Consider the following 16,751-nt stretch of genomic DNA (forward strand, 5'->3'; position numbering starts at 1 on the left):
CCGGTTCAGCCGATGGTGGAGCCGGTGATCGGGGCGGAGAGCTCGACGGTCTTGCCGTTCAGGCCGGTCTTGACGAACTGCCAGCTCAGGCCGGTGATGACGCCCTTGTCCAGCGGGGCCAGCTTGGCGAAGGCGGGCTGACTGAGGTCGATGTGGGTGGAGTCGCAGGAGGGACACTGGTCCTTCACCGGGACGGTGATGGTCTTGCCCTGGTAGCTGACCTTGACCGAAATGCCCTTGCAGACCGGGTCGTTGTTGGGGTTGGCGGTGGTCCACCAGGTGTGCGAGACGGCGACCAGCATCTGGGTGGCGGCGTTGATCTGGGTGCCGCAGGCGCCGTAGCCGGCGTCGTTGTAGTAGGTGGCCTTGCCGGTCATGGGCTTGTTGATCGGTATCGCGGCGCTGGCGGAGCCCGCGGTGAGGGCGATCAGGGCGGCTGCGGCGAGCGGGGCGCCCGCGAGGATCCTGAGGTTCTTGCCGATGGCGCGCATGGTTCGTTCCCTCCGGTTTGCGGTGCAGGGCATGGGCAGGCACAGGCAGACATGGGCATGACATGCGGAACTCGACACATTCGCACGACAGTTCGCCAACCGAATGTCCGCCCTTGTGGAGGAAACGTATGCGCCCGTCCGCAAGGTGGTCCAGACCTCCACGATGTTGGCATGAACACAAGGCAAGCATCTTTACCAATACGGCCGAAGGGGCGAAGATGCGTGACTGCCCCGCCACGGACGGTGTTGACAGAACGTCACCCGCGTCCCTCGGAGGCCCCTCAGATGCGCACCTCGCTCGTCGCCCTGCTCCTCGGCACCGTCCTGCTCCCGACCACCGCACCCGTCGCCGCCGGTGCGGCGCCCCGCGAGGTGAACCAGGGCTACAGCATCCCCGTCGCCGGCGTGACCGACCTCGGCGCGCTGCCCGTCCTCGGCAGCCTCGGGCTGGACTTCGCCCGCCTGCTCGGGCAGTAGCAACCCGGGCGGCGACCGCCGCCTTCGAGTAGCCGGGCCGCCCGGCGATGGTCCCCGATCCCCCACCAAGATCCCCCCGCCCGGGTTACCCTCGTCCCGCGCGGCGGCCCGGCCGCGCAGCCGACCGAGGGGGGAACGGATGATCGGGGACCTGCTGCCGGACGTCGTGGTGACCGAGGTGGCCTACGACGACCCGCCGGAGGCCCGGCTGGAGCCCGAGGAGGAGCCGGCCGTCGCCCGGGCCGTCGACAAGCGGCGCCGCGAGTTCACCACCGTCCGGCACTGCGCCCGGACCGCCCTCGCCCGGCTCGGCGTCCCGTACCGGCCGCTGGTCCCGGGCCTGCGCGGCGCACCGAGCTGGCCGGACGGCGTGGTCGGCAGCCTCACCCACTGCGACGGCTTCCGCGCGGCGGCCGTCGCCCGGGCCGGCACCCTCGCCTCCGTCGGCATCGACGCCGAGCCCGCGCTGCCGCTGCCGGAGGGCGTCGAGGAGACCGTCGCGCTGCCGGTCGAGCGGCAGCGGCTCGCCAAGCTGGCGGCCGAGCACCCGGGCGTCCCGTGGGACCGCATCCTGTTCAGCGCCAAGGAGTCGGTCTACAAGGCCTGGTTCCCGCTGACCCTGCTGTTCCTGGACTTCGACGAGGCCGAGCTCGACCTCTCCCCCGACGGCACCTTCACCGCCCGGCTGCTGGTCCCGGGCCCGGTGGTCGGCGGCCGCCGGATCGACGGCTTCGACGGGCGCTGGGCGGTCCGGGACGGGCTGCTCGCCACCGCGATCGCCGTCTCCCCCTGACGTCGCGCCGGGGTCGCGCCAGGAGACGCCGCGGTCGCCCGGGCGTCTCCCGGGCATCTCCCGGGCGGCCCCGGGCGGCCTCCTGAACCGCCGTCGGCGCGGCATATCCTCGACCCCGTGACGGTGACCTATGTGATCGACGGCAACGAGATCAAGACCCTGGACGACTTCTGGGACGTGGTCGGGCGGACCATCGGCGAGGACGGCTACTTCGGCCGCAACCTCGATGCCTTCGCCGACTGCCTGCGCGGCGGTTACGGCACGCCCGAGGACGGCGACTGGGTCATCGAGTGGCGCCGTCACGAGGTCTCCCGCCGCAACCTCGGCTACCCGGAGACGGTCCGCCGGCTGGAGCTGCGGCTGGCCCACGCCCACCCCACCAACCGGGCACGCATCACCGCCGAGCTGGAAGCCGCCCGGGCGGGCCGGGGGCCGACGGTCTTCGACTGGCTGGTCCGGATCATCGAGGGGGAGCACCCGGGCGGCCTGCGCCTGGTCTGAGCCGCCCGCCCCGAGACGCACGGCCTACGGTGCGCGGCGCACGGCCCGCGGTGCTTACCCCGGCCCGCCCGGCTACAGCACGTCCGAGAGCCGGACGAAGCGCCGCCCCGCCGCCAGCAGTCCCGGCAGCGCCGCCGCCACCCCGGGGGCCGTGCCGCCGCCCGGGTGGTTCAGGTGGCCGATCACGATCGCGCCGGGCGGGGCGGAGGCGACCTCCTGCCGCACCTCGGCGGCCGGCAGCGTCGCCCCGCCGTCCCCGTTCACGGTGAAGCCCGCCACGCGCTGGCCCAGGTCGGCGACCACCCGGGTGGCGACGTCGTCGTAGTGCGCGGTGCCGGAGCGGAAGAACCGGGGCAGGTGCCCGAGCAGCTCCGTGAGCTTCCGGGCGTTGCCCGCCACCTCGTCGTACACCTCGCCGACGTCGCCCGTGCCGGCGATGCCGTAGGCGGAGCGGCCGGTGACCGAGAGCGGGCGGTGGACGGTGCCGTGGTTGCCGATCTCGAACAGCGGGTCGGCGGCGAGCTGCTCGAACTCGTCCGGGTTGGCGTCGATCCAGCGGGCGTTCAGGAAGAGCGTGGCCGGCACGCCGTGCGCCCGCAGGGCGTCGATCAGGTCGGCGTCGTAGCCGTTGCCGCGGGGGCCGCCACAGGCGTCGAAGGTGAGCGCCGTGGCGCTCTCGCCCTCCGGCAGCTCCGTGATCACCCCGGACACCTCCAGGCCCCACTCGCTCGGGGCCAGCGCGCCGTACCGCTCGACCGTCTCGGCCCGGGTCGGCTCGTGCGGGGGCTGCTTCGCGGGTTCCGATGCGGAGGTCGGCGCGGGTGTCGGCGCCGGCGTCGGATCCGGCCCGGGTGTCGACGCGGCGGGCCCGGCGGGCGGTATCGCCGAGGGCGAGCCGGTGCCCGACGTCCGGCCGCCGCACCCCGCCAACGCGCCTCCGGCCACCACCATGAGCAGCGCCCGCCGGCTCACCGCCATGCCCGTCTCCCATTCGCGCGATTTCTCATATAAACCGATGACATGACTATGAACCGACCAATCGTCACTCCCCGCAACTCGCCCCGGCCCCCGCCCGGCCCCTCTTCACCGAGCCGCCCCGCCCCCGTGGGCCCCGACTCACCCCCGGTTCACTCGCCGGGGTAGGCACGCGAGCGACCCGCCCGCCCCGATCCGGAGGCCTCGATGCCGACCGACCCCAGCACCCCGCGCCCCGACCAGCCGACCTCCCGGCCCACCGACCCGCCGGCCCCGCAACCGACCCCGCAGCCGACCTCCCCGTTCACCGACCCGCCGGCCCCGCAGCCGGCCGCCGGGCCCGCCCGCCGTGACCTGCTCCGCACCGGACTGGCCACCGGCGCCGCCACCGCCCTCGGCCTCGCCGCCGCCACCGGCCGGGCGGACGCCGCCCCCGCCGACGGCCCCGGCGCCACTCCCCCCGACCGCACCCTCACCCTCACCGGCCACCTGCCCACCGGCGCCCCCGACTTCGTGTACCTCCCGGTCGAGGTCCCCGAGGGCGTCCGCGAGCTGGCCGTCTCCTACGGCTACGACAAGCCCCCGGTCCCGGCCGGCACCCCCGGCAACTCCTGCGACATCGGTCTCTTCGACGAGCGCGGCACCGAGCTCGGCGGCCCCGGCTTCCGCGGCTGGTCCGGCGGCTTCCGCACCGCGTTCAGCCTCTCCCGCGGCGCCGCCACCCCCGGCTACCTCCCCGGCCCGATCAACCCCGGCACCTGGCACGTGGTCCTCGGCCCCTACCAGGTCGCCCCGCAGGGCCTGGAGTACCACGTCGAGGTCACCCTCCGGTTCGGCCCGCCCGGGCCGCGGTTCACCCCGCACTACCCGGCGGAGCGGGCCCGTGGCCGCGGCCGGGCCTGGTACCGGGGCGACTGCCACCTGCACACCGTCCACTCCGACGGGCGGCGCAAGCCCGAGGAGGTGGCGGCCGGGGCGCGCGCGGCCGGCCTGGACTTCATCGTCTCGACCGACCACAACACCAGCGCCTCGCACGCCGTCTGGGGCCCGCTGGCCGGCCCCGACCTGCTGATCCTGCCGGGCGAGGAGATCACCACCCGCAACGGCCACTGGCTGGCCCTCGGCCTGGAGCCCGGCCAGTTCGTCGACTGGCGCTACCGCTCGCGCGACGAGGAGTACCCCCGCTTCGTCCGCCAGGTCCACCGGGCCGGCGGCCTGGTCGTGCCCGCGCACCCGTACTGCCCGTACGTCGCCTGCCAGTGGAAGTTCGGCTACGAGGAGGCCGACGCCGTCGAGGTGTGGAACGGCCCGTGGACGTACGACGACGAGTCGGCGGTGGACACCTGGGACGGCCGGCTCGCCGTCGCCCTGCGCGAGGGCCGCTCCTGGCTGCCCGCCCTGGGCAACAGCGACGCCCACAGCGAACCGCAGGTCATCGGCTCCCCCCACACCGTGGTGCTGGCCGAGGACCTCACCCGGGACGCGATCCTCGACGGGCTGCGCGCCGGGCGCAGCTGGCTGGCCGAATCCTCGGCCGTCGAGGTGGACTTCACCGTGACCGGGCACGGCCGCCGGGTGGGCATCGGCGAGGAGCTGACCGTCCCGGCCGACGCCCCGCTGGACGTCCGGCTCACCGTCTCCGGCGTGCCCGGTGGGACGGTGCGCCTCCTCACCGACGAGGGGCAGATGCACCAGGAGTCGCTGCCCGCCGACGGCGCCGGCACCGTGATGTGGCGCACCACCGCCTCGCTCGCCGCCTACGTCCGGGCCGAGGTGCGCCACCCGAAGGCGGACGGCACCCCGGGCAGGGGCAACGCGATGGGACCGGACCTGCCCTGGGGTCCGATGGCGGCGCTCACCAACCCGATCGTGCTGCGCACCGGGGACCGGTAGGGGCCCGCGGCGGGCGCCCCGACCGCCCGCCGAACCGTCACCGACCGACCACCGCCCCGCCACCGCCCGCTCGCCCACCGGCCCCCGAGCGCTCGCCCACCGGTCCCCGATCGGTCGGCGAGCACCCCTCCGACCCGCCCAGGAACCGGATGGGGGACGACTCGGGCCACCCGTTTGGACTAGGTTGATCCCCGAAACGCATCAGTCGTAGGGACGAGGCGGTCGGTTGTCCGGATATGGGCCGACCAGCTCCTTCGCACTCCGACCGCCCCGCCCCGGCTACCCGCCCGTCCCCGGCCCGCGAAGGGATCAGCAGCTGTGAACCGTACGACCGTAGGTGGGCCGGAGCTCGGGGGCGGCCTGGGCGCCGGGGGCGTCCTCGTCCTCGTCGACCCGGCCGGGGCCGGAGACAGCCCGGTCGCGGAGCTGCTCGCCCGGGAGCTGAACCCGAGCGTCCACCTGCGGACGGACGACTTCCTGCGGGTCATCCGCAGCGGCCAGCTCCCGCCCCACCTGCCCGAGGCCGGGCGCCAGAACGCCACCGCCCTGGCCGCGGCCGCCCAGGCCGCCTTCGCCTACGCCACCCGCGGCTACCAGGTCGTGGTGGAGGCCCCCGCCGTCCCGGCCACCCTCGACACCTTCCGCCGCGAGAGCCGCGCCACCGGCGCCGCCCTCCACTACGTAGTCCTCCGGCCCGGCCCGGCGCCCGAGGACGGCGCCCACAGCCTCGACACCACCGCCCTCACCCCCGAGGCCACCGCCGACTCCGTCCTCACCGCCCTCACCCGCCGCACCCACCTCCTCGGCTGGTAGACCTCGACAGGTGCCCGGGGCCGTCGGTGGCCGCCCCGCCCTACGCCCCCACCACGCCGTCGATCGCCTCGCGCAGGAAGTCGGCGTGCCCGTTGTGCCGGGCGTACTCGTGGATCAGGTGGAGCATCACCAGCCGCAGCGACACCTCGGCGTCCCAGCGGGCCTGGTAGCCGGTGACGTCGAGGGAGTCGGCGGCGAGCTCGATGCGGCGGGAGTGCTCGACCTCGGCCTGCCAGGCGGCGAAGGCCTCGGCGCGGGTGGCGCCGGCGGGGTCGTACGCGGCCTGGTAGTCGCCGTCCCCGGACCAGACCAGCGGCAGGTCCTCGCCGTCGATCACCCGGCGGAACCAGGCGCGCTCGACCTCCGCCATGTGCCGGACCAGCCCGAGCAGGCTGAGCGTGGAGGGCGGGCTGGAGCGCAGGCGCAGCTGCTCGTCGGTCAGGCCCTCGCACTTCAGGGCGAGGGTCGCCCGGTGGAAGTCGAGGAAGCCGCGCAGCATCTCGCGCTCGCCGCCGGTCAGCGGCGGGGCGGGGCGGTCGTCGGGGATGTTCACGGTGTCGTTCTCCTCGCGGTGGTCGGAAATCCTCGCGGACTGTAGCGAACCGTCCGGCCCGTCCGGAGGTGATTTTTTTTCCGCGCCCCGCACCCGGCTGTCACATCCGTGCGCCCTGCGGTGTCTTCATGCCCGGCAACACGGCAACACCACGACACGGCAACCCGCCGAACCACCGACCCGGGAGGACACCATGGCACTGCGACTGCCGAAGGCCCAGCTGCCCGCCGAGCTGAGCGAGAACATGATCAAGGGTTTCGGGGCCGCCCTCGAACCCGTCGAGGCGATCTGGCACAACCCCGGCGTCGCCACCGCGAACCTGGACTTCTCCCGCCGGATCGCCGAGTGGGACGCACTCGACGAGAGCCTCAAGTCCTTCGCCCACATGGCGGTGGCCGCGCAGGTCGGCTGCGGCTGGTGCCTGGACGTCGGCTACTTCCAGGCGCAGAACCGGGGCCTGGACCTCGCCAAGGCGAGCCAGGTGCCGAACTGGCGGGCCGCAGAGGTGTTCACGGCGCTGGAGCGCGAGGTGATGGAGTACGCCGAGGCCATGACCGTGACCCCGCCGGCCGTCACCGACGAACTGTACGACCGCCTGCTGGACCGGCTCGGCGCGGCGGCCATGGTCGAACTCACCGCCTACGTCGCCTTCGTCAACATGGCCACCAGGAACAACACCGCGAACGGCGTCCGCTCCCAGGGCTTCTCCGACGCCTGCGGGATCCCGCTGGCCCGGCGCACCGCCGTCGTCGACGACCCGGCCGGGGCGTCGCCGGCATGACCGAGGACCCCTTCGTCACCCACCGCGGCCTGCTCTTCACCGTCGCCTACGAGTTGCTCGGCTCCGCCGCCGACGCCGAGGACGTGCTGCAGGAGTCCTGGCTGCGGTGGGCCGGGGTCGACCGCGGGCAGGTGCACGACCCGCGTTCGTACCTCATCCGGATCGTCACCCGCCAGGGCCTCAACCGGCTGCGGACACTGTCCCGCCGACGCGAGCAGTACGTCGGCGAGTGGCTGCCGGAGCCGCTGCTCACCAGCCCCGACGTCGCCGAGGACGTGGAACTCGCGGAGAGCGTCTCGTTCGCGATGCTGACCGTCCTGGAGACCCTCGGGCCGACGGAACGGGCGGTGTTCGTGCTCCGCGAGGTCTTCGAGCTGCCGTACGAGGAGATCGCCGACGCCCTCGGCAAGACCTCGGCCGCCGTGCGGCAGGTCGCCCGGCGGGCCCGCGGGCACGTGGCCGCCCGCCGGCCCCGGGTACGGGTGAGCCGCGACGAGCAGCAGCGGGTGGTGGAACGGTTCCTGGCGACCCTGCGCACCGGGCGGCTGCAGGACCTGATGGAGGTGCTGGCGCCGGACGTCGTCCTGATCGCCGACGGCGGCGGGATCGCGGCGGCCGTGACGGCCCCGGTGCACGGGGCCGAGGCGGTGGCGGCGCTGCTCGCGCGCACCGGACGGCTGCCGGTCGCCTTCGAGACCACCACGGTGTGGCTCAACGGCGCGCCGGCCGGGCGGATCGACATCGGCGGCGAGCCCTCGGTGGTGAGCCTCGCGGTGGAGGACGGCCGGATCACCCGGATCTACATCGTGCGCAACCCGCGGAAACTGACCCGGATCGACGCACCGGCCGACCTCACCCGGTGACCGCCCCCGGTCGCGTGGTGGTGCCCCGAGCCCCTCGGAGCACCACCACGCCCCCACTGTCCCCGGGGCCCTCCCCCATCACGTACCGTGTTCGGACCACCACAGGTTTGGGTACGTACCTCGGCGCGCCCGACGGCCGGGCACCCACCGAGCAGGAGACCCAGCGGCCCATGGATCACAACCGCATCCCCCCGACCGTGCGCAAGACCTACGGCACCGATGATCTGGCCAAAGTCGCCAGTTTCGCCGGAGGCTTCATCAATTTCGGCCACTGGCAAGGGATCGACCTCACCGCCCCGACCACCGAGGACCGGGTGCGCAGCCAGGAGCAGCTCTACCGGCGGGCGTTGCGGGAGTTCCCCGAGCCGCGCGAACGGCTGCGGCTGGCGGAGGTGGGCTGCGGGCGCGGGCTGGGCTCGGCGCTGGCACTGCGGGAGTTCCGCTTCGCGGGGGTGACGGGGGTGGACATCCACCCGGACCAGATCGAGCGGGCCCGTGCCGTCAACGCGAGAGCCCTGGCCACGTACCCCGATCGGCTGGCGTACACCCTCGGATCGGCCGACGAACTCCCCTTCTCCGACGGCTATCTGGACGGCGTCTTCTCCGTCGAGGCGGCCCAGCACTTCCGCGAGCTGACCGGCTTCGCCCGTGAGTCGGCCCGTGTCCTGCGCTCCGCCGGACGGCTGGTCGTGACCACCTTCTTCACCGCCCCGGGCGCCGACGTCGCCGAACGCCTCAAGATCCTCCTCGCCAGCTTCGCCGACGGCCTCGACGTCGCCCACCCGCTCGACGACTTCACCGCCGCCCTCACCCGCTCCGGCTTCACCGACATCACCACGGAGTCCATCGGCGCGGACGTCTGGCCAGGCTTCGACCGCTACCTCGTCGACGTCGTCCCCACCGCCCACTGGTCCCGAAACTTCCTCACCGCCTGGCGCGACGGCCTCGTCGACTACCACGTCGTCACCGCCATCCGCATCTGATCCGCCGGATCCTGCCGCGCAGCGCCTGTGTCGGCGGCCCTCTGCTCGGTCGGACAGGGGCTGTTCACGGTAACGGCGGCCGCCGTCATGGCAACGGCGGCCGCCCGGAGCTCGGGGCGGGAACGGGTCAGCGTCGCAGGGTGGTGACGGTGAGGCCCGGGGCGGAGCGGATCTCGGCCTCGGTGAAGCGCTCGGTCACCCACTGCTTGCGGGCGTAGGCGCGGGTCTGGTCGGTGAAGTGGGAGGACGTCGGGTCGGCGGACTCGCCGTAGGTGAGCAGCGTCCGGGTGCGCGGGCCCCGGTCGGTCAGCTCGGTCGCCATCACGAAGGTGGCGCCGTGCGGGACGCTGCGGAGGTCCGTCGGGTAGGTGCCGCCGCCGGCGCCCGAGTCCGGTCCGGCCGTGACGACGTTGAAGCAGCCCAGCTGGTGGGAGCAGCCGTGCAGCGGGACGCCCGCCCAGCGCTGGACGCGGCCGATCGGGGCGTCCACCGGCAGGCCGCGGCTCGCCAGGTCCTTCACCGCGTCGGCCAGCGCTCGCTGGGCGACGGGGTTGGCGGCGTCGATGCCGCGCGGGGTGGTCAGCGGCCGGGCCGGGTCGGCCGGGACCGTCTGCCAGGCGGTCGTGCCGGTCTTCGCCAGCGCGTCCCGGTACGCCTGCCAGAGCACGGTGCCCCGGCTGTCGGCGTCGGCCCTCGTGTCCCAGGCCGCGAGCGCGCCGCACGCCGGGCGCACGTCCACCCGGGTGCCGTCGGACGCGGCGATCTCCGGGTGGGCGCGGCACAGGGCCACGGCGTCGTCGCGGTCGAGTTCGGCGCTCTGCACCCGGTTGCCGAACATCGTCGCCTGGAGCGAGCCGAGGGTGAAGCCGGGGGCGCCGAGGCCGTCGATGCCGGCCCTGCGGTCGGCGATCATCCGCAGGCTGAGCTGGGTGCGCAGCATCCGCTCGGAGGCGCCCCGGTAGACGGTGGGCAGGCCGGTGATCGGCGCGTCCGCGTTGGTCAGGTACGGGCCGTTGTTGGCGTTGGCGACGTAGTCGGTGCGGGTCAGTGCCGGGTGGTTGGCGGGGCCGAAGACGCCGGGCACGAGCGCGTCCGGGTCGCGGCCCGGATCGCAGGCGGTGGTCGAACCGTCCAGCACCGGCCCGATGGCGGTGACCGCGGCCAGGCAGCGGCCGAGCTGCTCGTCGGGGAGGTGCGGGACGGCGGAGGCGTCGGTGAACCAGGTGGTGCCGCTGGAGTCGACGGCCGTCGTGTACACCCAGGGGAGGCCCTGGTAGGTGCGCTGGGCCTGGCGCAGCTGGTCGAGGTTCTGGGCCCGGCCGATCGCCAGCCACTGGTTCAGGGAGCGGAGGTTCTCGGCGTTGGCGTCACCGAGGGTGTAGGCGTACTGCCCGGTCCAGCCCTCGGAGAGGACGTAGCCGAGGCGGGAGCGGTAGACGGTCCGGTCGACGGTGGAGAGTGTCCCGTCGGCGGCCCGGACGGTGATCCTGACGGCCTCCTGGGCCATCCGTTCGACCTTGCCGTCCACCAGGTACGCGGTCGGGTCGCCGGGCACCAGCGTGAGCCGGTGGAGGGCGTAGTGGTCCGCGTAGCTGGTGGTGTGGCTCCAGGCGAGGCCGCGGGTGTGGCCGATCTGGAGGAACGGAATGCCGTACAGTCCGGCGCCGGCGACGTCCAGGACGCCGGGGATGGTCAGCTGGGCCTGGTAGAAGCGCTGCGAACCGGCCCACTGGAGGTGGGGGTTGGCCAGCAGCAGGCCGTTGCCGTTGCGGCTGGCGTCGCGCCCGATCGCCCAGGCGTTGCTGCCGAGTTCGGGGTTGTCGGCGGAGCGGCCGGGAGCGGCGATCCGGGCCGGGGCCGCCCCGGCTCCGGACGTCCCCTCCGCGGTCGCCCCCGCAGCGCTCGCCCCGGGGGCGAGTCCGGCCCCGGCGCCCGGGACGGCCGTGGCGATCTGCTCCTTGGCGGCGGAGCTGCCCGCTTCGGTGTTGACGTCGTAGAGGATGTTCCACAGGTCGTCCGCGGTGATCGGCCCGACCCAGGCCTTCCCCCGGCAGGACGGGTCGGGGAGGTGGTCGGTGCCGGTGTCGCCCAGGTAGCGGTTGTACCCGGCGACGTAGCCGTCCACCAGCTGCCGCGCTTCGTCGGTCGGGCCGAGCGGCGCGGGGGCGGCGAGCAGCCGCCGCACCGTCCCGGTGCCCAGCACGCCCCGCTGGTAGGTGTCGCTCACCAGGTTGGTCACCCGGTCGACGGACCGGCCGTCCGGACCGAAGTGGCGCGAGCGCTCGCCGCGCACGGTGACCACCTGGTCGGCGAGCTGGCACAGGTTGTCCTGGGCGAAGGCGTACCCGTAGCCGTAGCCGAGGCCGCCGAAGTCGCGGGCGACGACGTGCGGGACGCCGTACTCGGTCCGGCTGATCTTCGCGGTCCAGCCGCCCCGGTCGATGTCCCGGCCGGCCCCGGGGTCGCCGTCCGCGGCCCGCGCCGCGGTGGGCACCAGGGCCGCCAGCAGCGCGGACGTCAGTCCGACCGCCACGGCCGCCGAGGTGAAACGCCTTCGGATCGCACTGAACTGACGCTCTCTCATGTCTTCCGTTCCCGTCATGGGCCCCACGCTGACGCCGTGGCGCCCGGCCGGTCATCCCCCCTCGGGACGACCCTTCCTCGGCCACCCGGCTGATCCGTGTACGTCTCGGGTAGGGGATGTCCTTGCTCGCACCACCTCTACGGTCGGGCGATGCGGTCCGTGGATCATCAGGGTCCGGCGCTCCGGCGGAGCCCGGCCGCGGACGGCGAGCAGCGGACGGTGGACGGATCAGGCCGAGGAGTCGGTCGGTCCGGTGGGCACCTGCCACTCCCGGCGCCGGCCCTTGTTGGTCAGCAGCGACCCCTCCTTGAAGACCAGCAGCCCCAGCCGGCTCGCCAGTTCGGCGAGCGGCGGCAGGGTGTCGCCGGCCTTGCCGTACCCGAAGGAGGGCAGGACCGCGGTCTCCTCGAAGTACTGCTGGAGCCTGGACGGCAGCCCCGCGGGGACGGTGCCGCTGTTCCGGCCGAAGCCGAGCAGTGTCCGCCGCACCTCCTCCTGCCGGCCCAGCGCGCAGGTCTCGGCGATGGCGGCGTCCCCGAGCGGGTCGCCGGCGCTGCGCATCCGGTCGAGCAGGTCGTCCGTCCAGCCATTGGCGGCCAGGTGGTCCTCCGTCGAGTCGACAAGCGATCCGCATACGTATCAGCGCGCTCCGGGCCGCCCCGGCAACCTCACCCGAACGAGGGCGCGCCGACCGCACCGACCGCACCGACGGCGAACGGGCACCGCCGAGGGCGCCCTCACGCCCGGAGGAACTCCAGCACCGCCAGCACCCGCCGGTGGGTCTCCTCGGCCGGCGGCAGGTCCAGCTTCATCAGGATGTTGCCGATGTGCTTGCTCACCGCCGCCTCCGAGACCGTCAGCTCCCGGCAGATCGCCGCGTTCGACCGCCCCTGCGCCATCAGCCCCAGCACCTCCCGCTCGCGCGGGGTGAGCCGCTCCAGCGGACTGCGGCGGCGGCGCAGCAGGTGCCGCACCACCTCCGGGTCCACCACCGTGCCCCCGGCGGCCACCGTGCCGACGGCCGCCACGAACTCCTCGATCTGCCCGATCCGGTCCTTCAGCAGGTATCCGACCCCCCGGCCGTCCCCCGCCTCCAGCAGCCGGGCCGCGTACGAGTGCTGCACGTACTGGCTGAGCACCAGGACGGGCAGCCCGGGGAAGCGTTCGCGCAGCGCGAGCGCCGCCCGGAGCCCCTCGTCGCTCTGGCCCGGCGGCATCCGGACATCCGTGACCACGAGGTCCGGCCGGTGCTCCCCGACCACCGTCCGCAGCGCCTCGGCGTCCCCGACGGCCGCCACCACCCGGTGCCCGAACCGGGCCAGCAGGCCGACCAGGCCCTCACGCAGCAGGACGCCGTCCTCGGCCAGCACCACCCGCAGGCCGTCCGCCGTCGGTCCGCCCGTCATCACACCGCTCCTCGGTCGATCGGGGCGCAGGGGATCTCCACCCGCACCAGGGTCGGTCCGCCGGGCGGACTGCTGACGGTCAGTGTGCCGTGCACCACCGCGACCCGGTCGGCCAGCCCGGTCAGTCCGGTGCCGCGCGCCGGGTCGGCGCCGCCGCGGCCGTCGTCCGTCACCTCGATCGTCAACCGGCCGTCCGCGAAACGGCCTTCGACCGTAGCGCCGCTCGCACCGCTGTGCTTGGCGAGGTTGGCGAGCGCCTCGGTGACGGCGAAGTAGCCCGCCGACTCGACCGGGGCCGGAAGCCGCCCGGGCAGCTCGAAGCGGGTGTCGACGGGGACGGGCGAGCGGTCGGCGGCGTCCGCGCAGGCCTCCGGCAGGCCGTGGTCGGTGAGCACCTGCGGATGGATGCCGTTGATCAACTCCCGTAGTTCGGCGAGGACTTCACCTGCCTCCCGGTGCGCCTCGGCCAGCCGGGCGGCCAACGGCCCGTCCGCCGGCGCGTCCAGCCGGGCCAGCCCGAGCACCATGGTCAGCGCCACCAGCCGCTGTTGCGCGCCGTCGTGCAGATCGCGCTCGATCCGGCGCCGCTCCGCCTCGAAGGCGTCCACCAACCGGGCCCGTGAGCGCACCAGTTCACCGATCCGCTGCTCCTGCCCGCCCGGCGCCAGCACCAGCCGGACCAGCGCCGCCCGGGCCGCCGCCAGGACGGCCAGCGGGTAGGCGAGCAGCGGGAGCAGCAGCAGTCCGGCCAGCCCGAGCAGGGCGGCCGTCACCGGCGAGTGCACCACGACCACCTTGAGCACGTTCACCTGCTCGCCGTCCCGCAGGAGCAGCGGCAGCGCCGCGATCAGGTACCCGGGCACGGCGAGGACGCAGCCCGCCACCGCCAGGTCGATCGGCCAGAGCACGAAGGCGGCCAGCAGCGCGAAGCCCAGCTCCCGCCAGGTCGCCTGCTCGCGGTAGCGCAGCCGCAACCAGGCGGCCAGGCCCGGGTGGTGGGGGACGAGGTGCGGGTCCGGCACCCGCCCGCCGTCCAGGAAGCGGACCAGCCGCCGCTCCCAGGCGGCGATCGGCACCCCGGCCAGGACCAGCGCGGCCGCCAGCGGCAGCCCGAGCAGCACCACCGTCAGGACCCCGGCGACCAGCCCCGACAGCAACAGCCCGAAGCAGAGCAGCAGCCCGCTCAGACCGGTCGCCAGCAGGTACCCGGCCGCCCGCCAGGGGGCGGCGGAGCGCAGGAACCCGGCCCGGGCCGGCGGCGCCCAGAGGCCCCTCGAACCCGGCCCGGTCGCTCCGTCCGCTCCGACCTGTCCGACCTGTCCGACCTGTCCGGTCGCCGTACTGCCGCTCACCTGGGCCCTCTCTTTCGGATCACGCCAGGCGGTCGCCGCCGGAGCACGCACCTCGCCGGCTTGTCGTCGGTCGCCGATGCTCCGCATGGACTCCCTCCTCCGCACCGCCGATGCACGCACTCCAACGACGCCCACTGGTCCGACGTGATCCGAAAGAGAGGGCCTTGCCCTCTCGGCACGGGAATCCCGTCCGCACACCCTAGGCCCCGGGCGGGCGCGCCGGCGGTAGGGCCCGGCCTACCTTTTCCCGGGTCCTCCCCCGGCCCCCGGGGCCCGCCACCGGCGGAGGACCCCCACGGGTAGGGCCGCCCCTACCGCCCGGAGTAGGCCCCGGCCTGCTGACCGCCCCCGCCCCCGACCGGTTCGCTGGACGCCATGAGAATGCTGCGGATCGCCCTGACCTCCCTGACCACCCGCTGGCCCTCCCTGCTCGGCGCCTTCCTCGCCCTCGCGCTCGGCGTCGCGATGACCGCCGTGATGCTGCTCGGCCTCGCCGCCGCGCTCGACGCGTCGCGCGGGGGCGGGGAGCTGGTCTCGCTGGTCGCCGCGCTCGGCACCGCCGGCGGGGTGAGCGTGTTCGTGTCGGCGTTCGTCGTCGCCTCCACCTACTCGTACGCGGTCGTCCGGCGCCGCCGCGAGTTGGGTCTGCTCCGGCTGGCCGGGGCCACCCGGGCCCAGGTCCGGCGCACGGTGCTCGCCGAGGCGCTGCTGCTCGGCGCGGCCGCGTCCGCCACCGGCTGCCTGCTCGGCCGGCTCGGCGCGCCCGCGCTCCTGCGGTGGCTGTCCGGGGCCGGCATGGCCCCGCCCGGGTTCGCCCCGAGCGGTTCGGCCTGGCCACTGCACGCCGCGTTCTGGACCGGGCTGCTGGTCGCCCTGGGCGGGGTCGCGGTGGCCGCTCTGCGCGCGGGCCGGGTCGGCCCGCTGGACGCCCTGCGCGCGGCCGACCTCGACACCGGGGTGCTGACCCGCGGCCGGCTGCTGCTCGGCCTCGGCCTGGTCCTCACCGCCGCCGCGCTGGCCGGCACCGCACTCGTCACGGACCCGGCCGACCTGCTGCACCGCAAGACGTACACCACCGGGCCGATGTGGCTGATCTGCGCGGCCGGCCTGCTCTCCCCGCTCCTGGCGCCGCCGCTGGTCCGGGTGCTCGGCCTGCTGCTGCCCGTCCGGCTCACCGGGTACGCGGGCCGGCTGGTGCCCGCCAACGCCGCCGCCGCGCTGCGCCGTACCGGCGCGGTGGCCGCGCCGGTGCTGGTGGCGGTGGCGCTGACCGGCTCGCTGAGCGGCGCGCTGGACACGGTGGGCGCCGCCCGGGCCGCCGAGGCCCGTGCCCGGACCGCCGCCGACCTGGTCGTCCGCCCCGCCGGTCCGGCGGCGCCGCTGGTGGCCGCCCTGCGGGCGGTCCCCGGCGTGAGCGCCGTCTCGGCGACCGCGCCCACCCCGCTGGCCCTGGTCGAGCCGGACGGCGTCACCGTCCGCTCCGAGGCCCGCACCGCCGACCCGGCCGGCCTGGCCGCCCTCGCCCGGCTCCCCCTGCTGGCCGGTTCCCCGGCCGGTCTCGACGACGACTCGCTGATCCTGCCCGCCGAGTGGGGCCGGGCGGTCGGCGAGCCGGTCCCGGTGGTCCGGGCCGACGGCAGCCGGACCGTTCTGCGGGCCGTCGCCGTGCTGCGCGACGGCCTGGGCGACAACGGGCTGTACGTCACCGCCGCCAACGCCCCGGGCGCCCGGGTGGACCGGATCGAGGCCCGGCTCGACCCCGGCACGGACGGCCCGGCCGCCCTCGAATGCGCCCGGGCCGCCCTCCGCCCGTACGGGGCGACGGTCCTCGACCGGGCCGGCTGGTTCGCCGCCACCTCGCCCGCGAATGCCCGGATCTCCTGGCTGCGGACCGTCCTGGTGCTCGGCCTCGCGCTCCTCTACACCGCGATCGCGCTCGCCAACACCCTGCTCACCACCACCGGGGACCGCCGCCGCGAACTCGCCCTGCTCCGGCTGGCCGGCGCCACCCGGGGCCAGGTGGTGCGCCTGGTGACCGCGGAGGCGGTGCTGGTGGCGGCGGTCGGCGTGGTGCTGGGCTGCGCCGTGGCCGGCGCCCAACTCGGCGCCATGCACACCGCGCTGGGCGTCCTCGGCGTGCCGGGGCCGTGGGTGCTGCCGTGGCGGCCGGTCGGGCTGGTGGCGGCCGGGGCGGTGGTCCTCGCCGCCCTGTGCGCCGCCCCGGCCGCCGGCTGGATGCTCCGCCACCGCCCGGTGGCGGCCGCTGCCCGCTGAGCGGCATGCCCG

Annotated in this window: 16 protein-coding genes; 9 read left to right on the forward strand and 7 right to left on the reverse strand. The window is 75.0% G+C overall.

Annotated elements, in window-relative coordinates:
* Positions 1 to 5: 5 nt before the first annotated feature.
* Complete coding sequence (locus tag ACFWJ4_RS16855) at positions 6 to 491, reverse strand: cysteine/serine endopeptidase inhibitor (RefSeq protein ID WP_359904819.1); 486 nt, start codon at positions 489 to 491, stop codon at positions 6 to 8.
* A gap of 285 nt (positions 492 to 776) precedes the next feature.
* Between ACFWJ4_RS16855 and ACFWJ4_RS16860 the strand changes: the two genes are divergently transcribed.
* The 3 genes from ACFWJ4_RS16860 to ACFWJ4_RS16870 all read left to right on the forward strand — a co-directional run bounded on the left by ACFWJ4_RS16860 (position 777) and on the right by ACFWJ4_RS16870 (position 2,262).
* Positions 777 to 968: a hypothetical protein gene (locus ACFWJ4_RS16860; RefSeq protein WP_359904821.1), complete on the forward strand. Its 192-nt coding sequence runs from the start codon at positions 777 to 779 to the stop codon at positions 966 to 968.
* Positions 969 to 1,107: 139 nt separating this feature from the next.
* A complete protein-coding gene (locus ACFWJ4_RS16865) occupies positions 1,108 to 1,761 on the forward strand; it encodes a 4'-phosphopantetheinyl transferase superfamily protein (RefSeq protein ID WP_359904823.1) in 654 nt (217 codons plus the stop codon).
* Between the two features lie 117 nt (positions 1,762 to 1,878).
* Positions 1,879 to 2,262 carry a barstar family protein gene (locus ACFWJ4_RS16870; protein WP_380544520.1) on the forward strand — a complete coding sequence of 128 codons (384 nt, stop codon included), beginning with the start codon at positions 1,879 to 1,881 and terminating at the stop codon, positions 2,260 to 2,262.
* Positions 2,263 to 2,334: 72 nt separating this feature from the next.
* Here the strand turns inward: ACFWJ4_RS16870 and ACFWJ4_RS16875 are convergent, their stop codons facing one another.
* Positions 2,335 to 3,240: a polysaccharide deacetylase family protein gene (locus ACFWJ4_RS16875; RefSeq protein ID WP_380544523.1), complete on the reverse strand. Its 906-nt coding sequence runs from the start codon at positions 3,238 to 3,240 to the stop codon at positions 2,335 to 2,337.
* Positions 3,241 to 3,444: 204 nt separating this feature from the next.
* Here ACFWJ4_RS16875 and ACFWJ4_RS16880 point away from each other — a divergent pair, with 204 nt between their 5' ends.
* Both ACFWJ4_RS16880 and ACFWJ4_RS16885 read left to right on the forward strand, forming a co-directional pair.
* Complete coding sequence (locus ACFWJ4_RS16880; protein WP_380544526.1) at positions 3,445 to 5,130, forward strand: CehA/McbA family metallohydrolase; 1,686 nt, start codon at positions 3,445 to 3,447, stop codon at positions 5,128 to 5,130.
* Between the two features lie 318 nt (positions 5,131 to 5,448).
* Positions 5,449 to 5,943 carry an ATP-binding protein gene (locus tag ACFWJ4_RS16885; protein WP_359904835.1) on the forward strand — a complete coding sequence of 165 codons (495 nt, stop codon included), beginning with the start codon at positions 5,449 to 5,451 and terminating at the stop codon, positions 5,941 to 5,943.
* A 40-nt stretch (positions 5,944 to 5,983) separates the two neighbouring features.
* Here ACFWJ4_RS16885 and ACFWJ4_RS16890 read toward each other — a convergent pair whose 3' ends face one another.
* Complete coding sequence (locus ACFWJ4_RS16890) at positions 5,984 to 6,442, reverse strand: DinB family protein (protein ID WP_380353898.1); 459 nt, start codon at positions 6,440 to 6,442, stop codon at positions 5,984 to 5,986.
* 247 nt (positions 6,443 to 6,689) lie between these two features.
* Here ACFWJ4_RS16890 and ACFWJ4_RS16895 point away from each other — a divergent pair, with 247 nt between their 5' ends.
* The 3 genes from ACFWJ4_RS16895 to ACFWJ4_RS16905 all read left to right on the forward strand — a co-directional run bounded on the left by ACFWJ4_RS16895 (position 6,690) and on the right by ACFWJ4_RS16905 (position 9,123).
* Positions 6,690 to 7,277 (forward strand): carboxymuconolactone decarboxylase family protein, encoded by a 588-nt coding sequence (locus tag ACFWJ4_RS16895; protein WP_359904837.1) that lies wholly within the window; start codon positions 6,690 to 6,692, stop codon positions 7,275 to 7,277.
* Positions 7,274 to 8,140, forward strand: a complete 867-nt coding sequence (locus tag ACFWJ4_RS16900) for an RNA polymerase sigma-70 factor (protein ID WP_380544529.1) — start codon at positions 7,274 to 7,276, stop codon at positions 8,138 to 8,140. Before ACFWJ4_RS16895 ends, ACFWJ4_RS16900 begins: the two co-directional genes overlap by 4 nt.
* Before the next feature lie 170 nt (positions 8,141 to 8,310).
* On the forward strand, positions 8,311 to 9,123 hold the full coding sequence (locus ACFWJ4_RS16905; protein WP_380544532.1) for a class I SAM-dependent methyltransferase: 813 nt from the start codon (positions 8,311 to 8,313) through the stop codon (positions 9,121 to 9,123).
* A 127-nt stretch (positions 9,124 to 9,250) separates the two neighbouring features.
* Here ACFWJ4_RS16905 and ACFWJ4_RS16910 read toward each other — a convergent pair whose 3' ends face one another.
* From ACFWJ4_RS16910 to ACFWJ4_RS16925, 4 genes are all read right to left on the reverse strand, one after another.
* The gene (locus tag ACFWJ4_RS16910) at positions 9,251 to 11,707 is read right to left on the reverse strand and encodes a penicillin acylase family protein (protein ID WP_380544535.1); all 2,457 of its coding nucleotides are present in this window, start codon (positions 11,705 to 11,707) and stop codon (positions 9,251 to 9,253) included.
* A 228-nt stretch (positions 11,708 to 11,935) separates the two neighbouring features.
* Positions 11,936 to 12,268, reverse strand: a complete 333-nt coding sequence (locus ACFWJ4_RS16915; protein WP_380544538.1) for a hypothetical protein — start codon at positions 12,266 to 12,268, stop codon at positions 11,936 to 11,938.
* A 176-nt stretch (positions 12,269 to 12,444) separates the two neighbouring features.
* Positions 12,445 to 13,113, reverse strand: a complete 669-nt coding sequence (locus ACFWJ4_RS16920) for a response regulator (protein WP_380544540.1) — start codon at positions 13,111 to 13,113, stop codon at positions 12,445 to 12,447.
* A complete protein-coding gene (locus ACFWJ4_RS16925; protein ID WP_380544543.1) occupies positions 13,113 to 14,465 on the reverse strand; it encodes a sensor domain-containing protein in 1,353 nt (450 codons plus the stop codon). The genes ACFWJ4_RS16920 and ACFWJ4_RS16925 overlap by 1 nt, the downstream gene beginning before the upstream one ends.
* A gap of 375 nt (positions 14,466 to 14,840) precedes the next feature.
* Between ACFWJ4_RS16925 and ACFWJ4_RS16930 the strand changes: the two genes are divergently transcribed.
* Positions 14,841 to 16,739 carry an FtsX-like permease family protein gene (locus ACFWJ4_RS16930; RefSeq protein WP_380544545.1) on the forward strand — a complete coding sequence of 633 codons (1,899 nt, stop codon included), beginning with the start codon at positions 14,841 to 14,843 and terminating at the stop codon, positions 16,737 to 16,739.
* The last annotated feature ends 12 nt before the right edge of the window (positions 16,740 to 16,751 follow it).

The organism is Kitasatospora sp. NPDC127067 (assembly GCF_042724755.1).
Classification (GTDB): domain Bacteria; phylum Actinomycetota; class Actinomycetes; order Streptomycetales; family Streptomycetaceae; genus Kitasatospora; species Kitasatospora lactacystinica.

Excerpts from the sequence above, each read along its gene's own strand:
- ACFWJ4_RS16855 (WP_359904819.1), bottom strand. The coding sequence starts at position 491 with ATGCGCGCCATCGGCAAGAACCTCAGGATCCTCGCGGGCGCCCCGCTC.
- ACFWJ4_RS16860 (WP_359904821.1), top strand. The coding sequence starts at position 777 with ATGCGCACCTCGCTCGTCGCCCTGCTCCTCGGCACCGTCCTGCTCCCG.
- ACFWJ4_RS16865 (WP_359904823.1), top strand. The coding sequence starts at position 1,108 with ATGATCGGGGACCTGCTGCCGGACGTCGTGGTGACCGAGGTGGCCTAC.
- ACFWJ4_RS16875 (WP_380544523.1), bottom strand. The coding sequence starts at position 3,240 with ATGGCGGTGAGCCGGCGGGCGCTGCTCATGGTGGTGGCCGGAGGCGCG.
- ACFWJ4_RS16880 (WP_380544526.1), top strand. The coding sequence starts at position 3,445 with ATGCCGACCGACCCCAGCACCCCGCGCCCCGACCAGCCGACCTCCCGG.
- ACFWJ4_RS16890 (WP_380353898.1), bottom strand. The coding sequence starts at position 6,442 with ATGCTGCGCGGCTTCCTCGACTTCCACCGGGCGACCCTCGCCCTGAAG.
- ACFWJ4_RS16895 (WP_359904837.1), top strand. The coding sequence starts at position 6,690 with ATGGCACTGCGACTGCCGAAGGCCCAGCTGCCCGCCGAGCTGAGCGAG.
- ACFWJ4_RS16900 (WP_380544529.1), top strand. The coding sequence starts at position 7,274 with ATGACCGAGGACCCCTTCGTCACCCACCGCGGCCTGCTCTTCACCGTC.
- ACFWJ4_RS16905 (WP_380544532.1), top strand. The coding sequence starts at position 8,311 with ATGGATCACAACCGCATCCCCCCGACCGTGCGCAAGACCTACGGCACC.
- ACFWJ4_RS16910 (WP_380544535.1), bottom strand. The coding sequence starts at position 11,707 with ATGAGAGAGCGTCAGTTCAGTGCGATCCGAAGGCGTTTCACCTCGGCG.
- ACFWJ4_RS16915 (WP_380544538.1), bottom strand. The coding sequence starts at position 12,268 with ATGCGCAGCGCCGGCGACCCGCTCGGGGACGCCGCCATCGCCGAGACC.
- ACFWJ4_RS16920 (WP_380544540.1), bottom strand. The coding sequence starts at position 13,113 with ATGACGGGCGGACCGACGGCGGACGGCCTGCGGGTGGTGCTGGCCGAG.
- ACFWJ4_RS16930 (WP_380544545.1), top strand. The coding sequence starts at position 14,841 with ATGAGAATGCTGCGGATCGCCCTGACCTCCCTGACCACCCGCTGGCCC.